This is a genomic window from Streptomyces sp. NPDC001219, assembly GCF_053597915.1.
Genome location: NZ_JBSFJF010000010.1, coordinates 105,821 through 120,346, shown reverse-complemented (window position 1 = coordinate 120,346; position 14,526 = coordinate 105,821). Strand labels below are relative to the sequence as shown.

Annotated in this window: 12 protein-coding genes and 1 tRNA gene; 10 read left to right on the top strand and 3 right to left on the bottom strand. The window is 76.4% G+C overall.

What is annotated here, in order from left to right; translation table 11 throughout:
- Nucleotides 1-20 precede the first annotated feature (20 nt).
- The 3 genes from ACWC9R_RS09145 (at nt 21) to ACWC9R_RS09135 (ending at nt 4,311) form a co-directional block, all read left to right on the top strand.
- Entirely contained in the window at nt 21-1,520 is a 1,500-nt protein-coding gene (locus tag ACWC9R_RS09145) for an exopolysaccharide biosynthesis polyprenyl glycosylphosphotransferase (RefSeq protein WP_450729822.1), read from the top strand.
- A 205-nt stretch (nt 1,521-1,725) separates the two neighbouring features.
- Complete coding sequence (locus tag ACWC9R_RS09140; RefSeq protein ID WP_450729820.1) at nt 1,726-2,985, top strand: glycosyltransferase; 1,260 nt, start codon at nt 1,726-1,728, stop codon at nt 2,983-2,985.
- Between the two features lie 72 nt (nt 2,986-3,057).
- The gene (locus ACWC9R_RS09135) at nt 3,058-4,311 is read left to right on the top strand and encodes an NAD(P)-binding domain-containing protein (RefSeq protein ID WP_450729818.1); all 1,254 of its coding nucleotides are present in this window, start codon (nt 3,058-3,060) and stop codon (nt 4,309-4,311) included.
- A gap of 87 nt (nt 4,312-4,398) precedes the next feature.
- Here ACWC9R_RS09135 and ACWC9R_RS09130 read toward each other — a convergent pair whose 3' ends face one another.
- Complete coding sequence (locus ACWC9R_RS09130; RefSeq protein ID WP_450729816.1) at nt 4,399-4,869, bottom strand: hypothetical protein; 471 nt, start codon at nt 4,867-4,869, stop codon at nt 4,399-4,401.
- A 245-nt stretch (nt 4,870-5,114) separates the two neighbouring features.
- Here ACWC9R_RS09130 and ACWC9R_RS09125 point away from each other — a divergent pair, with 245 nt between their 5' ends.
- Nucleotides 5,115-6,551, top strand: coding sequence for a tetratricopeptide repeat protein (locus tag ACWC9R_RS09125; RefSeq protein WP_450729814.1), 1,437 nt, complete (start codon nt 5,115-5,117; stop codon nt 6,549-6,551).
- A 62-nt stretch (nt 6,552-6,613) separates the two neighbouring features.
- On the opposite strand, the gene ACWC9R_RS09120 is transcribed toward ACWC9R_RS09125, so the two are convergent.
- On the bottom strand, nt 6,614-7,207 hold the full coding sequence (locus ACWC9R_RS09120; protein ID WP_450729813.1) for a histidine phosphatase family protein: 594 nt from the start codon (nt 7,205-7,207) through the stop codon (nt 6,614-6,616).
- A gap of 241 nt (nt 7,208-7,448) precedes the next feature.
- Between ACWC9R_RS09120 and ACWC9R_RS09115 the strand changes: the two genes are divergently transcribed.
- The 6 genes from ACWC9R_RS09115 (at nt 7,449) to ACWC9R_RS09090 (ending at nt 13,166) form a co-directional block, all read left to right on the top strand.
- A complete protein-coding gene (locus ACWC9R_RS09115; RefSeq protein WP_450729811.1) occupies nt 7,449-8,735 on the top strand; it encodes a hypothetical protein in 1,287 nt (428 codons plus the stop codon).
- Nucleotides 8,726-10,273: a hypothetical protein gene (locus ACWC9R_RS09110; protein ID WP_450729809.1), complete on the top strand. Its 1,548-nt coding sequence runs from the start codon at nt 8,726-8,728 to the stop codon at nt 10,271-10,273. The genes ACWC9R_RS09115 and ACWC9R_RS09110 overlap by 10 nt, the downstream gene beginning before the upstream one ends.
- 40 nt (nt 10,274-10,313) lie before the next feature.
- On the top strand, nt 10,314-11,726 hold the full coding sequence (locus ACWC9R_RS09105; RefSeq protein ID WP_450729807.1) for an AAA domain-containing protein: 1,413 nt from the start codon (nt 10,314-10,316) through the stop codon (nt 11,724-11,726).
- A 103-nt stretch (nt 11,727-11,829) separates the two neighbouring features.
- The gene (locus ACWC9R_RS09100; protein ID WP_362605167.1) at nt 11,830-12,213 is read left to right on the top strand and encodes a hypothetical protein; all 384 of its coding nucleotides are present in this window, start codon (nt 11,830-11,832) and stop codon (nt 12,211-12,213) included.
- Nucleotides 12,214-12,403: 190 nt separating this feature from the next.
- Nucleotides 12,404-13,036: a bifunctional DNA primase/polymerase gene (locus ACWC9R_RS09095; RefSeq protein ID WP_450729805.1), complete on the top strand. Its 633-nt coding sequence runs from the start codon at nt 12,404-12,406 to the stop codon at nt 13,034-13,036.
- Nucleotides 13,037-13,092: 56 nt separating this feature from the next.
- Nucleotides 13,093-13,166: transfer RNA gene (locus ACWC9R_RS09090), tRNA-Lys, on the top strand.
- 78 nt (nt 13,167-13,244) lie between these two features.
- Here ACWC9R_RS09090 and ACWC9R_RS09085 read toward each other — a convergent pair.
- The gene (locus ACWC9R_RS09085; protein WP_450729803.1) at nt 13,245-14,486 is read right to left on the bottom strand and encodes a M6 family metalloprotease domain-containing protein; all 1,242 of its coding nucleotides are present in this window, start codon (nt 14,484-14,486) and stop codon (nt 13,245-13,247) included.
- Between the last annotated feature and the right edge of the window lie 40 nt (nt 14,487-14,526).

Genomic DNA, 14,526 nt, shown 5'->3' with positions numbered 1-14,526 from the left:
GACGGAGAGCGGATCAGCCGATGACGACGGAGAGCGCGGACGCGCACCGCCCCGCCCCGGTCCCGTCCCCGCCGGCGGTCCCCCGCCCGGCGGCCGCGGTCCGGCCGTCCCGCGCGCCGGGGCGGGACACCCTTCCCCCGCCCCGGCCCGGCCGCGGCGTACGGCAGCGGGCCGTCGCCCCGCTGCTGGCCGCCGACGCGCTGGCCACCCTGGCCACCGCGCTGCTCGTCCTCGGCATCGCGACGCCGCCGGCCGCGCTCGGCCTCCTGCTGGCGGGACCGCTGCTGCTGCACGCGCACGCCGGTCTCTACCGTCCCGGCCCCGCCCCCAGCGTGCTGACCGGCCTGCCGACGCTGCTGGCCCGGTCCGCCGTCTGCTGGTGCGCGGCGGCCGGGGTGCTCGCCGCCGTCCACCCGGGGCAGGCGCTGCCGCCGGGCCTTCCGGCGGGTGCGGTGGCGGTGCACACCGCGCTGCTCTGCGGCGGCCGGGCCGCGGTGCACCGGGCCCGCCGGCTGGCCGCCCGGCGGCGCCCGCGCGCCACGCTGATCGTCGGCAGCGACCCGGTGGCCGGGCAGCTCGCCGCCGTCCTGCAGGCCCGCCCCGGGTTCGGGATGCGCCCGGTCGGCGTGGTCGTCCCGGCGTCGCTCCCGGACGGCGGTCCCGGCGCCACCGCCGCCCCCGCCGGACCGCCGCTGCCGCGGCTGAGCTCCGCGCAGGACGTCACCCGGGCCGTCATCCGCAACACCGTGCGGGACGTGGTGTTCACCCTTCCGCCGTACGGCGATCCGCACACCGCCGCGCTGCTGCGCCGCTTCGTCGACCAGGGCTCGGCCGTCTGGCTGGCCGGCGCGGCGGCCGCCCGCGAGGGCCGGTCACCGCAGGCGGGCACCGACCATCTGTGGGGCTTCGCCTTCCGGCGCCTGGACACCGCCCCGCCGCGGCACGGCGGGGGCGGCAAGCGGCTGCTGGACGTCACGCTGGCCGCTTCGGCGCTGGTGGTCCTGGCCCCGGTGCTGCTGGGCTGCGCCCTCGCGGTGCGGCTCGCCGTCGGGCCCGGCGTGCTCTTCCGTCAGGAACGCCTCGGGCAGGGGGGCCGCGGCTTCACCCTGCTGAAGTTCCGCACCTGGCAGCCGCGGGACGCACACGAGGCGGCGACGCGGTGGAGCCTGGCGGACGAGGCCCGGATGAGCCGGGTCGGGCGGCTGCTGCGGCGCAGCTCGCTGGATGAGCTGCCGCAGCTGTGGAACGTGCTGCGCGGGGAGATGAGCCTGGTCGGGCCGCGGCCGGAACGCCCCTTCTTCGTCGAGCGGTTCCTGCGGACCTGCCCGGAGTACGGCGCCCGGTACCGCATGCCGCCCGGCATGACCGGCCTGGCCCAGGTGCACCGGCTGCGCGGCGACACCTCCGTCGAGGACCGGGCCCGCTTCGACAACCTCTACATCGACAGCTGGTCGCTGCGGCAGGACCTGCTGATCCTGCTGCGCACCGTGGTCTCCGTGGTGCGGCTGGAGGGCCGGTGAGCACCGGCGCGCCGCCGGGCCGCCGCCACGGCCGCCCCGCCGCGGTGCCCGTACCGCCGGGCCGGTCCGCACCGCCGGGCGGTCCCGGCGGCGACCACGCCCGGAGGCCACCGGGCCCGCCCGACCGCGCCCGGCACCCGCTGCGGCGCCGTGCCCTGCCCCCCGACCGGACCACGACCCCGGCCGCTACCTCTGGAGGCATCCGGTGAAGGTTCTGCACGTGATCACAGACCTCGACGTGGGCGGCGCCGAACAGCAGCTGCGGCTGCTGCTGCGCCGGCTCCCCGTGCCCTGCGAGGTCCTCAGCCTGACCGGTCAGGGCCCGGTCGCCGAGGGCATCGCGGCCGACGGCACCCCCGTCGGCCACCTCGGCATGACCGGCAACCGTGACCTGACCGCGCTCCCCCGCCTCACCCGGCTGATCCGCGACGGCGGCTACGACCTGGTGCACACCCACCTCTACCGGGCCTGCGTCTACGGCCGGGTCGCCGCCCGGCTGGCCGGTGTACGGGCCGTGGTCGCCACCGAGCACTCCCTGGGCGACGCGGTCATCGAGGGCCGCCGGCTGACCCGCGGCGTCCGCACGCTCTACCGGGCCACCGAACGGCTGGGGACGGCCACGGTCGCCGTCTCGGACACCGTGGGCGCCCGGCTGCGCCGCTGGGGCGTGCCGGAGGAGCGGATTCATGTGGTGCCCAACGGCATCGAGGCGCACCGCTTCGGTTTCGATCCGGCGGCGCGGGCGCTGGTGCGGACCCGGCTGGGGCTGCCGCTGGACGCCTTCGTGGTCGGCGGCGCCGGGCGGCTGGTACCCGGCAAGCGGTTCGACGTCCTGGTCCGCGCCGTGACCCAACTCCCCGGAGTGCACCTGCTGTTGGCGGGTGCGGGGCCGGAGCGGGAGATGCTGCGGCGGATGGCGCAGCAGTTCGGTTCGGGCGACCGTATCCATCTGCTGGGCGAGCGCGACGGCGCGGTCGACGTGGCCACCGACGGCCGGGGCACCCCCGGGCCCGACATCCCCGGTCTGCTCTCGGCCATCGACGTCTTCGTCTCGCCCTCCCCGGACGAGGCGTTCGGCCTGGCCGTCCTGGAGGCGCTCGCGTCCGGGCTGCACGTGCTCTACGGCAGCTGCCCGGCCGTCGACGAACTGCCTGCCGACCAGGCCCCCGGCGCCCGCCACTTCGGCCTCAACGTCCATGAACTGGCCACCGCCCTGCGGGAGCTGCGGCGCCGGGGGCCGGACCGGCTGCCGGTCCCGCCGGTGGTGCGGCGCTACGACATCACCCGCAGCGCCGAGGCCCTGCTGTCCGTGTACGAGCAGGCCATGGCCGGCGCCCCGGCCCGGCACGGGAGCCCGGCGGCGGTCCCGCCCCCGCAGGGCCGGGCGTCCGCGCTCCCCCCGGCGAGCGTGTCACTGCCGGACCCGTCCCGGTCGCCGGACCCGTCCCCCCTCTCGAACCGGTAGCCGGCGGTCCGGCCGACCGGGGACGGGCCCCACGCCCCCGCACCGCACCCACAGAAAGCGCAGGGAACTTCCATGTACGACCTCGTCGTGGTGGGCGCCGGCCCCTACGGACTCTCGATCGCCGCGCACGCGGCGGCGGCCGGCCTGCGGCTGCGGGTCCTGGGCCGGCCGATGGCCTCGTGGCGCGACCACATGCCCGACGGCATGCTCCTCACGTCCGAGCCCTGGGCCACCGCTCTCTCCGCCCCGGCCGGCGGTCACACCCTGGCCGAGTACTGCGCCGCCCACGAGCTGACCGCCGAGCACGGCGTCCCGCTGCCGGCCGCCACCTTCGCCGCGTACGGCAGCTGGTTCGGCGAACGGGCGGCGCCGCGGACCGAGGAGGTCACCGTCACCGCCGTCCGCCCGGACGGCGACGGCTTCCACGTCGAGACGGACGGCGGTGAGCAGATCGCGGCCCGGACGGTGGTGCTCGCCCTCGGGATGCCGCCGTTCGCCAACCGCCCCTGGCCGCTGCTCGAACTGCCCCCCGAGCTGGCCTCGCACAGCAGCGACCACCGCGATCTGCGCCGCTTCCACGACCAGGACGTGGCCGTGATCGGCTCCGGGCAGTCCGCGCTGGAGACCGCGACCCTGCTGGCCGAACAGGGCGCCAGGCCCCGGCTCGTGGCCCGCGCCGACCGGCTGCGCTGGCGGACCGCGCCGCCGCCGCTGGAGCGCGGTCGGCTGCGCGCGCTGCGCGACCCGCACTCCGGGCTCGGCACCGGCTGGCCGAGCTGGCTGTGGTCGGAGCTGCCCGGGGCGGTACGCCGGCTGCCGCCGGGGACCCGGGTGCACCTCGCGGAGAACGCGCCGGCCCCGGCGGGCGCGTGGTGGCTGCGGGAGCGCTTCGAGCCGGCGGTGCCGGTCCTGCTGAGCCACCGGGTCCGGGCGGCGACTCCCCACGAGGGCGGGGTGCGGCTCCATCTCACCCATACGGACGGCGGTTCCGAGACCGTCGACGCCCAGCACGTGGTGGCGGCCACCGGCTTCACCCCGGACCTGGGGCGGCTGCGGCTGCTGCACCCCCAGGTGCGCACCACACTGCGGACGGTGGGCGGCAGCCGGGCGCCCGAGCTGAGCGCCGGCTTCGAGTCGTCCTGGCCCGGACTGTTCTTCGCGGGGATGCTGACCGCGCCGTCGTTCGGCCCGTCGATGCGCTTCGTGCACGGTGCGGGCTTCACCGCGGCGCGGCTGCTGCGCGGCGTACAGCGGCGCCTCGGCGACCGCCGCCGCGCCACCACCATCCCCCGCCCGGCCCGCGACAGCACCCCGGCCGCGCACTGACGAACCCTCAGGAGGCCGCCCGTACGAAGGGGCCGCCCGGCACCGGCCGGGCGGCCCCTTCCGTCCGCGGCCGCGGACCGGGCGCTGTCACTGGCAGCGGTCGACGGCCTCGATCGTGCGGGCCGCCTCGCCGAGCGCCGCGCGCAGGACGGCCGGATCGGTGGCGACGGCGCCCGCGCCCTCCGGGGGCACCAGCCAGCCGGTGCCGGTCACCGGCGGCTCCGCCGGGGCGCCTTCGTGCTCCTCGCACAGCGCGCCCAGCGCGATCCCCCGCCCGGAGGTCTGGGTACAGGCGCTGCCCGGCACGTCCCAGCCGTCCGCCGTGCCGGCCGGCACCAGAAAGCCGAGGGTGTCGCAGGCGCCGTCGTGCAACACCGGGCCGACACCGTCCCGCAGCCGGAGGATGTCCACGGCCTCCAGCCCCTGCCGGGCCGGCACCGTGACGAGGTCACACGCCTGGGCCGGTACCGCCGGCGCCCCGGCCACGACGGCCTGCCGACGGCCGCCGGCCTGGCCCGCGGACCCGTTGCCGCCCCTGCTCACGCCGGTCTCCCACACGGAGAACCCCTCCTCCTGTACCTGCCCGACCCTTTACACCGACTTCAACGGCCGGACGTGTCAACAGCTACGGCGGCGTAACGCTGCAAAGGATGGCAGTTCATGGCAGATCACGCGCGAGATATCCGATTTGTAGCCAAACTGTGCGTATCGGAGCCATCACAGCCGGTACGGTCTTCCCGCCGCACCGCCAGGAGGCGGCAACGCCACCTGATGGCACGGAAAGGGCACGGAGAGGGTCCGCCATGGCGTCGCCAGCAGCTAGTTCAGCGTCGTCCCGCACCGTACCCGCCCGTCCGAACCTCGCTTTCCGACAGCTGCGCGGCCGGCTGTCACCGGGCGAGTTCGCGGCGGCGGTCCGACGGTCCGCCCGTGAGATCGGCGAACAGGTCTCGTGCGACGCCCGCTATGTGGGCCGCGTCGAGTCCGGGGAGATCCGGTGCCCGAACTACGCCTATGAGCGCGTGTTCCGGCACATGTTCCCCGGGCTGACGCTGCCCGACATGGGCTTCGCGCCGCGCGAGGCGGTGCGCGGGCGGGGGGCGCGTACGGCGGCGGTCGGCGCCGCGCCCCTGGCAACCGAACCCGACCACCGCGATACCCGTATCCAGATCTGCGAGGAGAGCGACGTGCTGCGTCGCGCGTTCATCACCGGCGGCCCGGCAGCAGCCCTGGGCTTCGCCGCGCTGCATCCCATCGAGGCGGCCGCCGCCGCGGCGGCCGCCCATGTGCCGGGCCCGCGCGCCCCCGCCACCGGCCGGCCCGGGGCCGCCGAGGCCGCCGCCGTCGAGGAGGCCGTCCGCCACATCCGGCTGCTGGACGACCGGCACGGCGCGGAGGGCATCTACCGCCGCGCCACCCAGCCGCTGCGCGCCGCCTACGAGTTGCTGGACGCGGGCGTGCAGCGCAGATCGGTGTCCGACCGGCTGCACACCGGGGCGGGGGAACTCGCCATCACCGTGGGCTGGCTGGCCCATGACTCGGGCCGCTTCGACGACGCCCGCTCGCACTACGCCGAGGCGCTGGCCACCGCCCGGGTCTGCGGTGACGCCGCCCTGGAGGCGCACGCCTTCTGCAACACGGCCTTCCTGGCGCGCGACGCCGGCCGGCCGCGCGAGGCGGTGCGGGCCGCGCAGGCCGCGCAGCAGGCCGCCAAGCATCTGGCCTCGCCGCGGCTGCTGTCGCTGCTGGCGCTGCGGGAGGCGGGCGGCTGGGCGGGGCTGGCCGACCGCACCGGCTGCGAGGAGGCGCTGGCGCGGGCCGAGCGGCTGTTCGCTGGCGGGCCGCGGGACGGCGACCCGGAGTGGATGACGTTCTACGGCGAGGCCGAACTGGCGGGCCTGGAGGCGCAGTGCTGGTCGGCCCTGGGTGAGGCGGGGCGCGCCGCGGAGCACGCGCGCCGGGCGGTGGCGCTGCAGGATGCCCACTTCACCCGCAACATCGCCCTGTTCACCGCGGAGCTGGCCGGTGACCTGGCAGCCGGCGGGGAGGCCGAGGAGGCCGCCGCGGCCGGGGACCGGGTGCTGACGCTGCTGGAGCAGGTCCGTTCGGCCCGTATCCGGACGATGCTCGACGACACGGCCCGGAGCCTGCGGGCGTACCACGGCGACGCGGTGGCCGGCTTCCTGGAGCGGCACGCGGCCTCGGCGGCGGCCGTCCGCGGGACGACGGCCGCGGGCTGACGGGGCCGGCGGACCGACGCCCCGTCAGCCGGAACGCGCGCCCCGCGTCCGCCGGCCGTCGTTCAGCCGAGGTGCCCGGTGTCGTTCCAGCGCTCGATCGCCGGTTCGCCGTAGGCCCAGCCGAGCACCGACAGGGAGGTCGGCTCCAGCCGGATGCGGGCGCCGAAGGAGAGGTCCAGGCCCAGCCAGCGGGCGCCGAGGGCGCGCAGGATGTGGCCGTGCGCGAAGACCAGCACATCGCGGTCGGCGGACCGCGCCCAGCCGATGACCTCGTCCGCCCGCGCGGTGACCTCGGCGAGCGTCTCACCCTCGGGCACCCCGTCGCGCCAGATGAGCCAGTCCGGCCGGCCCGACTTGATCTCGGCCGGGGTCAGGCCCTCGTACGCGCCGTAGTCGATCTCCATCAGCGCGTCCCACGGCTGCGCCCGGTCGCCGAATCCGGCCAGCTCACAGGTTTCCTTGGCGCGCACCAGGGGGCTGGTGCGGACCTCGACGCCCGGCAGTCCGTCCCAGGGGGCGCGGTGCAGCCGCTCGCCCAGCAGCTCGGCGCCGCGCCGGCCCTCGTCCAGGAGCGGGACGTCCGTACGGCCGGTGTGCCGGCCGGACAGGGACCACTCGGTCTGTCCGTGCCTGGCCAGGAAGATGCGCGCTGCCATGGTCGTACCTCTCGCCGATCGCTCGGCTGCTCGTTCTCGGTGCGGGCGGCGTCGGCCGCGGGCCTTCCATCATCGCGCACCGGGTCGTTTTGTCCCTGGCCGGGGAGGCCGCCCCGCCCCCGGGGCCCGGCGCGCGGGGCGCTCCTGCGCGCGGGGTACGGGCACCGGGCGCGGCGTCCGGCGGCGGCCGGCCGGCGGGCGGTCGCCCCGGATGTCGGTGCCGGATGCGAGACTTTCGCGGGTGAACGTTTCGCGCGAGAGTCGACCCGCGTCGGCCGCCCCTCCGGCGGCGCAGCCGACGGCGACGCCGGGCCCGCGGCCGGGGGAGGAGTCCGCCGTCCACCGGCGCAGGCTCACCGAGCTGCGCGGCCCCGGTGTCAGCGCCCGCTCCCTCGACGCCCGCGCGCTCGCCGCGCTGGCCGCCAACCCGGGCTGCCGCCGCCGCGCGCTGCTGGACGGCGCGGGGATCGACAAGGGCGCGCTGGCCCAGGCGCTGGGCTCACCGGCGGCCTACGGCCAGTCCCAGTTCGCGCTGGTCCGGGGCAACGCCTTCGAGGCCCGGGTGAAGGCCGACGGCGGCACGGAGCTGCTGCGGCTGCTGCACGAGCGGCTGGCGCCCGGTACCCCGCCGCCCGCGCCGGAGGAGGTCGCCACCCCCGATCTGTCCGCGGCAGGGCCCCAGGGCCGGGCGGCGCGGACGGCGCTGGCGCTGCGCGAGGCGACCGCGGCCGGCGGCTGGGCGCTGCTCGACCATCCGATGCTGGTCGTCGAGGTGGCCGGGGCGCCGGCCTATGTGGAGCCGGACGCGGTGGTGGTGCATCCGGACGGCAGCTGGACGGTCGTCGAGATCAAGTCCTTCCCGATGATCGACGGTTCGGCGGACGCCGCCAAGGTGGGCGCCGCCGCGCGGCAGGCCGCGGTGTACGTGCTGGCCCTGGAGCCGGTGGCCGGTCACGTCGGCGCGCACACCGGCCGCGAGGCACACGTCCGCGACCGGGTGCTGCTGGTGTGCCCGAAGGACTTCTCCAACCTCCCGGCCGCCGCCGTCGTCGACGTCCGCAAGCAGCTGGCCACGACCCGGCGGCAGCTGTCCCGGCTCACCCGGGTCGAGGAGATCGCCGCCGCGCTCCCCCCGGAGACCACCTTCGACCTCCGGCTCGCGGACGACGGGAAGACCGCGACCCGCCGCCCGGAGGAGCTGGCCGAGGCCGTGGAGCTGGTCGACGCGGCCTACGCCCCCGAGTGCCTGGCCGCCTGCGAACTGGCCTTCCACTGCCGCAAGCGGTCCCGGGAGGACGGTGCCGTGGAGGCCCTGGGGCGCGGCGTCCGGGGCGAGTTGGGCGGGCTGCACACCATCGAGGAGGTGCTGTCCGCGGCCCGCTCCGGCGGTCCCGGGTCCCCCGCGGCGGCCGACGGTCCCGACGACCCGGCCGTCGTGGCACTGCGGCGGGCCGCCGCGCTGCGCGCCGAGGCGCTGGGCCACCCCACCGTGCCGGGACCGCGAGCGGAGGAGCCGGGATGTCCCTGATCGAGACGCTGGCCCGGATGGAGGCCGTGACGGCGGGCCGCGCCCAGCCGCGCTGCACGGTCCGGCACCGCCATCTGGCGGACCGGCCCCTGGTGTTCGTCCCGTTGACGACCGCGGGCGAGACCGGCGCCCCGCTGGGGGCGCTGGTCGGCACGGACCGCGAGAAGCCGGTGCTGCTGGCCGTGCCGCAGCCGCGCGACCGTGATCTGCGGTTCGCGTTCCTCGCCGAGCTGGCGGAGACGGTGCTGCCCTATGTGGACGGCTTCGCGGACACCGTCGAGTGGGAGGAGCGCAAGGAGACCGACCCGGAGACCGGCAAGAAGGTCCCGGTGCAGGTCGAACTGTGCGCGGACGCCCCGCAGTTGATCGTGCCGAGCGCCGCCGGCATCGACTTCGTCCGGCTGCTGGGCCGCTCGATGCGGTTCCGGCGGACGGCCGAGCAGGAGCCGGAGGCCCCGTATCCCGCGCCGCCGCACGTCCCGCTCCTGGGCCGCTGGCTGACCCACTTCGGCGAGCGGGCGCGGGTCCCGGGCGCGAGCCTGCTGCTGTCCATGACGGGCCTGCTGACCCGGCATTGGGCGACCGGCCAGAGCGTGCTGGAGGACCAGCACCTGGGCGCGCTGCTCGCCTGGATCGACCCGCCGCCGGGGATGTCGGGCCGGGAGGCGGCCGAGTACGCGGAGTCGGCGCGGGACGCGGACGGCCAGTTGCGGTGCCCGCCGGCCGGACCGGCCACCGACCCGGCGTTCGACAACCGGCTGCTGGCCCCCGCGATGGCCCGCTACGACGCCGGGCTGCCGGGCGCCGAGGAGGCGCTGCGCACCCTCGTCGAGGGGCAGCTGCGGCCGGCCTGGGACGCCGTCTGGCAGGGCCTCGACCTGCTGCGCACGCTCCCGGAGGGCGGCCGGGTCCCCGACCGCTGGAAGCGTGACCGCTGGTCGTACACCGCGCACCGGGACCGGGTCGGCGCCGGGGAGCCCCCGCAGCCCCGGCAGGACGACGCGGTCACCGCCGCGCAGAAGCTGGCCACACGGGAGACCGCGCAGGCCCAGCTGGACGCCCAGGAGGCGCTGGACGACCCGTTGGTGATGGCGGGCCGCCGGCTGACCGGGGAGGCGTTCCAGGGCACGGTCACCGCCGTCGAGATGGCCTTCTCCGAGGGCCGGCGCCCGATGCCGCGCCCGCTGGTGACGCTCCGGACGGAGGACCGGCCGCAGCTGTCCGGGGGCGGCAGGCTGCACCGCGCGCTGCCGGACGGGAAGGCCCAGACCGCCGAGTGCGTGGCGGCCGACGAGGAGCCGGGGGTGCTGGTGGTGCGGCTGACGGGCGGGATGGGGCGCGGGAAGACCCCGGAGCCCGGTTCGGTGCCGGAGCCGGACGACACGGTGTGCTGGACGCTGTTCGAGCACGCCCCGCGCGGCGGCCCGGGGCTGCCCGACCCCGAGGACACCCCGTGGACCCATGGCGGCCCGCCGCCCGGCGCCGCGGACCTGCCGCACCCCGCCCCCGACCCGGTGACCGCGGAGGACTTCCTGTGACCCGTACCCGGCCCGCGACCGCACTGGAGAACGCTCCCGTATGACGGCCACTCAGGACCCACGGGGAGACCTCCCCCGCCCTTCCGGCAGTGGGGGAGCCACCCCGGCCGGTCCCTTCGACCCCGCCGCCGCGGCCGCCGCGGCGACCGACACGATCCTCCGGGACACCCTGCACGGCACCCGGCGCGGCGTGGTCGTGGACTCCCCGCCCGGCGCCGGCAAGTCCACCCTCGTGGTGCGGGCGGCCCGCGAACTGGCCGCCGCCGGACGTCCGTTGATGGTGGTCGCGCAGACCAACGCCCAGGTCGACGACCTCGTGCTGCGGCTCGCGGAGAAGGACCCGGAGCTGCCGGTCGGCCGGCTGCACAGCAGTGAGCCCGGCGCGTTCGACCCGGCGCTGGCCGAGCTGCCCGCGGTCCGTACCTCCGCGAAGGCCGCCGACCTGGCCGGGATGGACATCGTGGTCGCGACGGCCGCGAAGTGGGCGTACACCAAGGTCGACGAGCCCTGGCGGCACGCCATCGTGGACGAGGCCTACCAGATGCGCTCCGACGCGCTGCTGAGCGTCGCCGGGCTCTTCGAACGGGCGCTGTTCGTCGGCGACCCGGGCCAGCTGGACCCCTTCAGCGTGGTCGGCGCCGAGCAGTGGGCGGGGCTGGCCTACGACCCGTCGTCGAGCGCGGTGTCCACCCTCCTGGCGCACAACCCCGATCTGCCGCAGCACCGGCTGCCGGTGTCCTGGCGGCTGCCCGCCTCGGCGGCGCCGCTGGTCTCCGCCGCGTTCTATCCGTACACCCCGTTCCGCAGCGGCACCGGCCCCGGCGACCGGCGGCTGGCGTTCGGGGTGACGGGCGACGGCTCGGGCGTGGACCGCGTGCTGGACGAGGCCGCCGAGTCCGGCTGGGGCCTGCTGGAGCTGCCCGCCCGCCATACGCCGCGTACGGACCCGGAGGCGGTCCGCGCGGTGGCCCAGGTGGTGCGCCGCCTCCTCGACCGCGGCGGCGCCACGACCGCCGAGGCCCACGGGGCTCCGGCCGCGCCCGACCCGGCACCGCTGACGGCCGCCCGGATCGCGGTCGGCACCGCCCACCGGGACCAGGCGGCGGCGGTCCGCGCCGCGCTCGCCGACCTGGGGGTGACGGGTGTCGCGGTGGACACCGCCAACCGTCTCCAGGGCCGCGAGTTCGATGTCACGGTCGTCCTGCACCCCCTGTCCGGCCGGCCCGACGCCACCGCCTTCCATCTGGAGACCGGCCGGCTGTGTGTGCTCGCCTCCCGCCACCGGCACGCCTGCATCGTGGTCTGCCGCGCGGGCGTCGCCGACCTGCTGGACGAACACCCCTCGACGGAGCCGGTCCGCCTGGGCGTCACGGTCAAGTTCCCGGACGGCTGGGAGGCCAACCACGCCGTGCTCGCCCATCTCGCGGAACACCGGGTGACCTGGCGTCCTTAGGGCGTCCCGTGCCGTGGGGCCCGCGGGCCGTACGGCCACTCCCCCGGGCCCACTTGCGCACGGCGGGACAATGGAATGCGGCACACGATCTGGAGGTAGGTACATGTCCGAGCCGCGACCGGCTCCCGACCCGCGTGGTACGGCGCCCGGACCACGGCGGCTGAAGCCCGCGCAGCTGCTCTTCGAGCCGCCCGAGGCCGTCACCGACCCCGAGCACTTCTTCGGCCTGGAGTCGATGGAGGACCCGCGCGAGCTGCTGGGCCGCGCCACGGAACTCACCCTCGCCTTCCGCGCCGCGGCCGACCGCGCCACGGAGTTCCAGGCGCTGGCCGCGGCCCAGCTGTCCGACCCCAGCCGGTTCGACCGGCTGCCGCTGGCCGCGCTCGCCGAGCAGGCGGAGTGGACCGAGGACTACGCGCAGAAGATGATCGAGTTCGGCCGCAGCCTGATGCGGAGCGGCGGCACCCTCCCGGGCGACATGGACTGACCGCCCCCGGCCCCGCCCGCCGGCCCCCGACGAAACCCGCCCGCCCGACGCGCCCCACGACGGCTCATGGTCCATGATCATGAGCCGCTGGCATATGCAAGGGGGGAAAGATACCGGCTCCCCCACCGCCCCGTCCCGTTTTCCGCCAATCAGGCAAGTCCCGGTGTGCCGGCTGGGTAGACCTGTCCCCATGAGCGACTGGCTGCCTGAGACCCCCCGTACCCTGGCCTTTCCCACCGCGGCGTACGTCACCCTCGCGGGCGCCGACTGGCTCGCCTCCGCCAGCCCCCACCCGGACGAGATGCACACCCTGTGGGCCACCCGGCCGTCCGCGCCCAGCGTGCTGCCCTGCGGTACCGCCTTCGACGTGATCAACGCCCCGGCGCTCTTCGGGCGGCGCATGGTGGACCGCTTATGGTCCACCGGGCCCGGCTCGGGACCGGTGGCGGCGCACCGCGGCCGCATCCTGCTGTTCACCGCCCCGGGCACGGCCCAGCGGCTGCCGGCGCTGCTCGCGTGGGAGGAGTGGGCCACCGCCGTCCCGCCGCTGCTGTGCCACGGCAGCGGCGACGCGGTGACCGTCCCGCCGCTGCACCCCCGCCGCCCCGCCGCGGACCGGGCGCCGGGAGCCGGTGCCCCGGCCGACGAGGACCCGGCCGCCCCGTCCGTCTCCCGCTGGCTGGTGGCGCCGGATGTCCGCCACCCCTGGCTGCCCGGCCCCGACGTCCTGCTCTGGGCCTGTGTCCGCGCGGCCCGCTCGATGGCCGGGCCGGCGCCGGAAGCCGCAGCTCAGCACCCGGTTTCGCTGCTGACCGCGGGCTGAGCGAAACCGATTTTTGTCCTCCCCGACCAGGATGCTAATGTTTTCCCCGTCAGCAGGCGCCGCTAGCTCAGTTGGTTAGAGCAGCTGACTCTTAATCAGCGGGTCCGGGGTTCGAGTCCCTGGCGGCGCACAGACGGTCGAAGGCCTCCACTCCGGTGGGGGCCTTCTTCGTTGTGCTTCCTTGGCGGGGCATCGGGGGGCGGCGCGGTCAGCCGCGGCTCACCTTCACCGCCCAGTCGCCGTCGGCCGTCCGGCCCTCGACCTGGATACGGACGCCGTCCTCGGTGTCGTCCATGCTCTCGCCGACGCCCAGCGGCGCGTCCGCGAGCGGCGGGTAGACGGAGGTGCCCCAGCAGGCCGAGGTGGCCGGGTGCCCGTCGAGCACCTGCACGGGGCCCGACCCGGAGGCCGTCCGGCTGTGCACCCGGTAGACCAGGACGCCCTCCGTGCACAGCGAGCGGTCGTTGCCCATGGCACCGCGTGCCTCGATGGCGAGTGCGCTGTCGGGCCCCGTACGGACCACCAGGAGCCGCGGCCGGCGCTGGGCCCGGGACTCCCTGGGCGCGGCCAGCGGCCGCAGCGAGTGCATGACGGGCCCGGTCAGATCGACGCAGTCCACCTGGCTGTCGGCGATCCACCCCAGCTTCCACTTGTGCCAGGCGAACGGGTCGGGCGCCAGTCCGAACTGGCTTCCCATGAGGTCCCAGTCCCCGACGTGGGTGTCCCAGTCGCCCTTGCCGTCCTCCGGCCGGTGGTAGAGGTCCGGCAGGTCGAAGACGTGCCCGGTCTCGTGGGCGAGGACGTTGCGGTCCGGCGGGCTCTGCTCGAAGACCGTGACGAACCGGCGCAGGTCGTGGTCGTCGGCGTGCATCGGCCGGTCGAGGTTGACGACCTTGGTGGCGTCCGAGTCGACGCCGGGGGCGTCCGGGTCGGCGACGAAATAGACCACGTCGTAGCGGCTGAAGTCGATGGAGGGGTCGGCGGCGGTGACCGCGTCGTGCAGATAGGACGAGCGCCGGGCGGCGTCCCAGTCGCGCTGTATCCCGTAGGCGGAGGACGGGCGCGGCATCCGCACCCAGCGGCGGTGGACGTGCGGGCGCAGCCGGAACTTCCCGTACGAGGCGCGCTCGAAGAAGCCGGAGGTGGCGGGGAAGTAGTCGCGGGACAGCTCCTGGGGCGCCGAGAGGGGCCGGGAGTCCGGGAAGGACAGATAGATCATGACGGCGTTGAGCGGACGGTCCGGGCGCGGATAGGCCCCGTTCCAGCTGTCGACGCCCTCGGAGTGGTGCGCGTCGGTGCGTCCCAGGGCGCACGGGAGCGCGGCTTCGGAGGCGGTGGCGGGCCCGGCCACGATGGAGGTCGCGATCAGCGCGCTCAGCGAGGTGAAAACGGCCGCGACCCGCCGCAGGCTGCGGCGTTCCACCCCGCCGGGTGTCTGGGCGCGCGGCACACATACCTCCAGGGACGGATTCGGAGACCTCATCTACCCT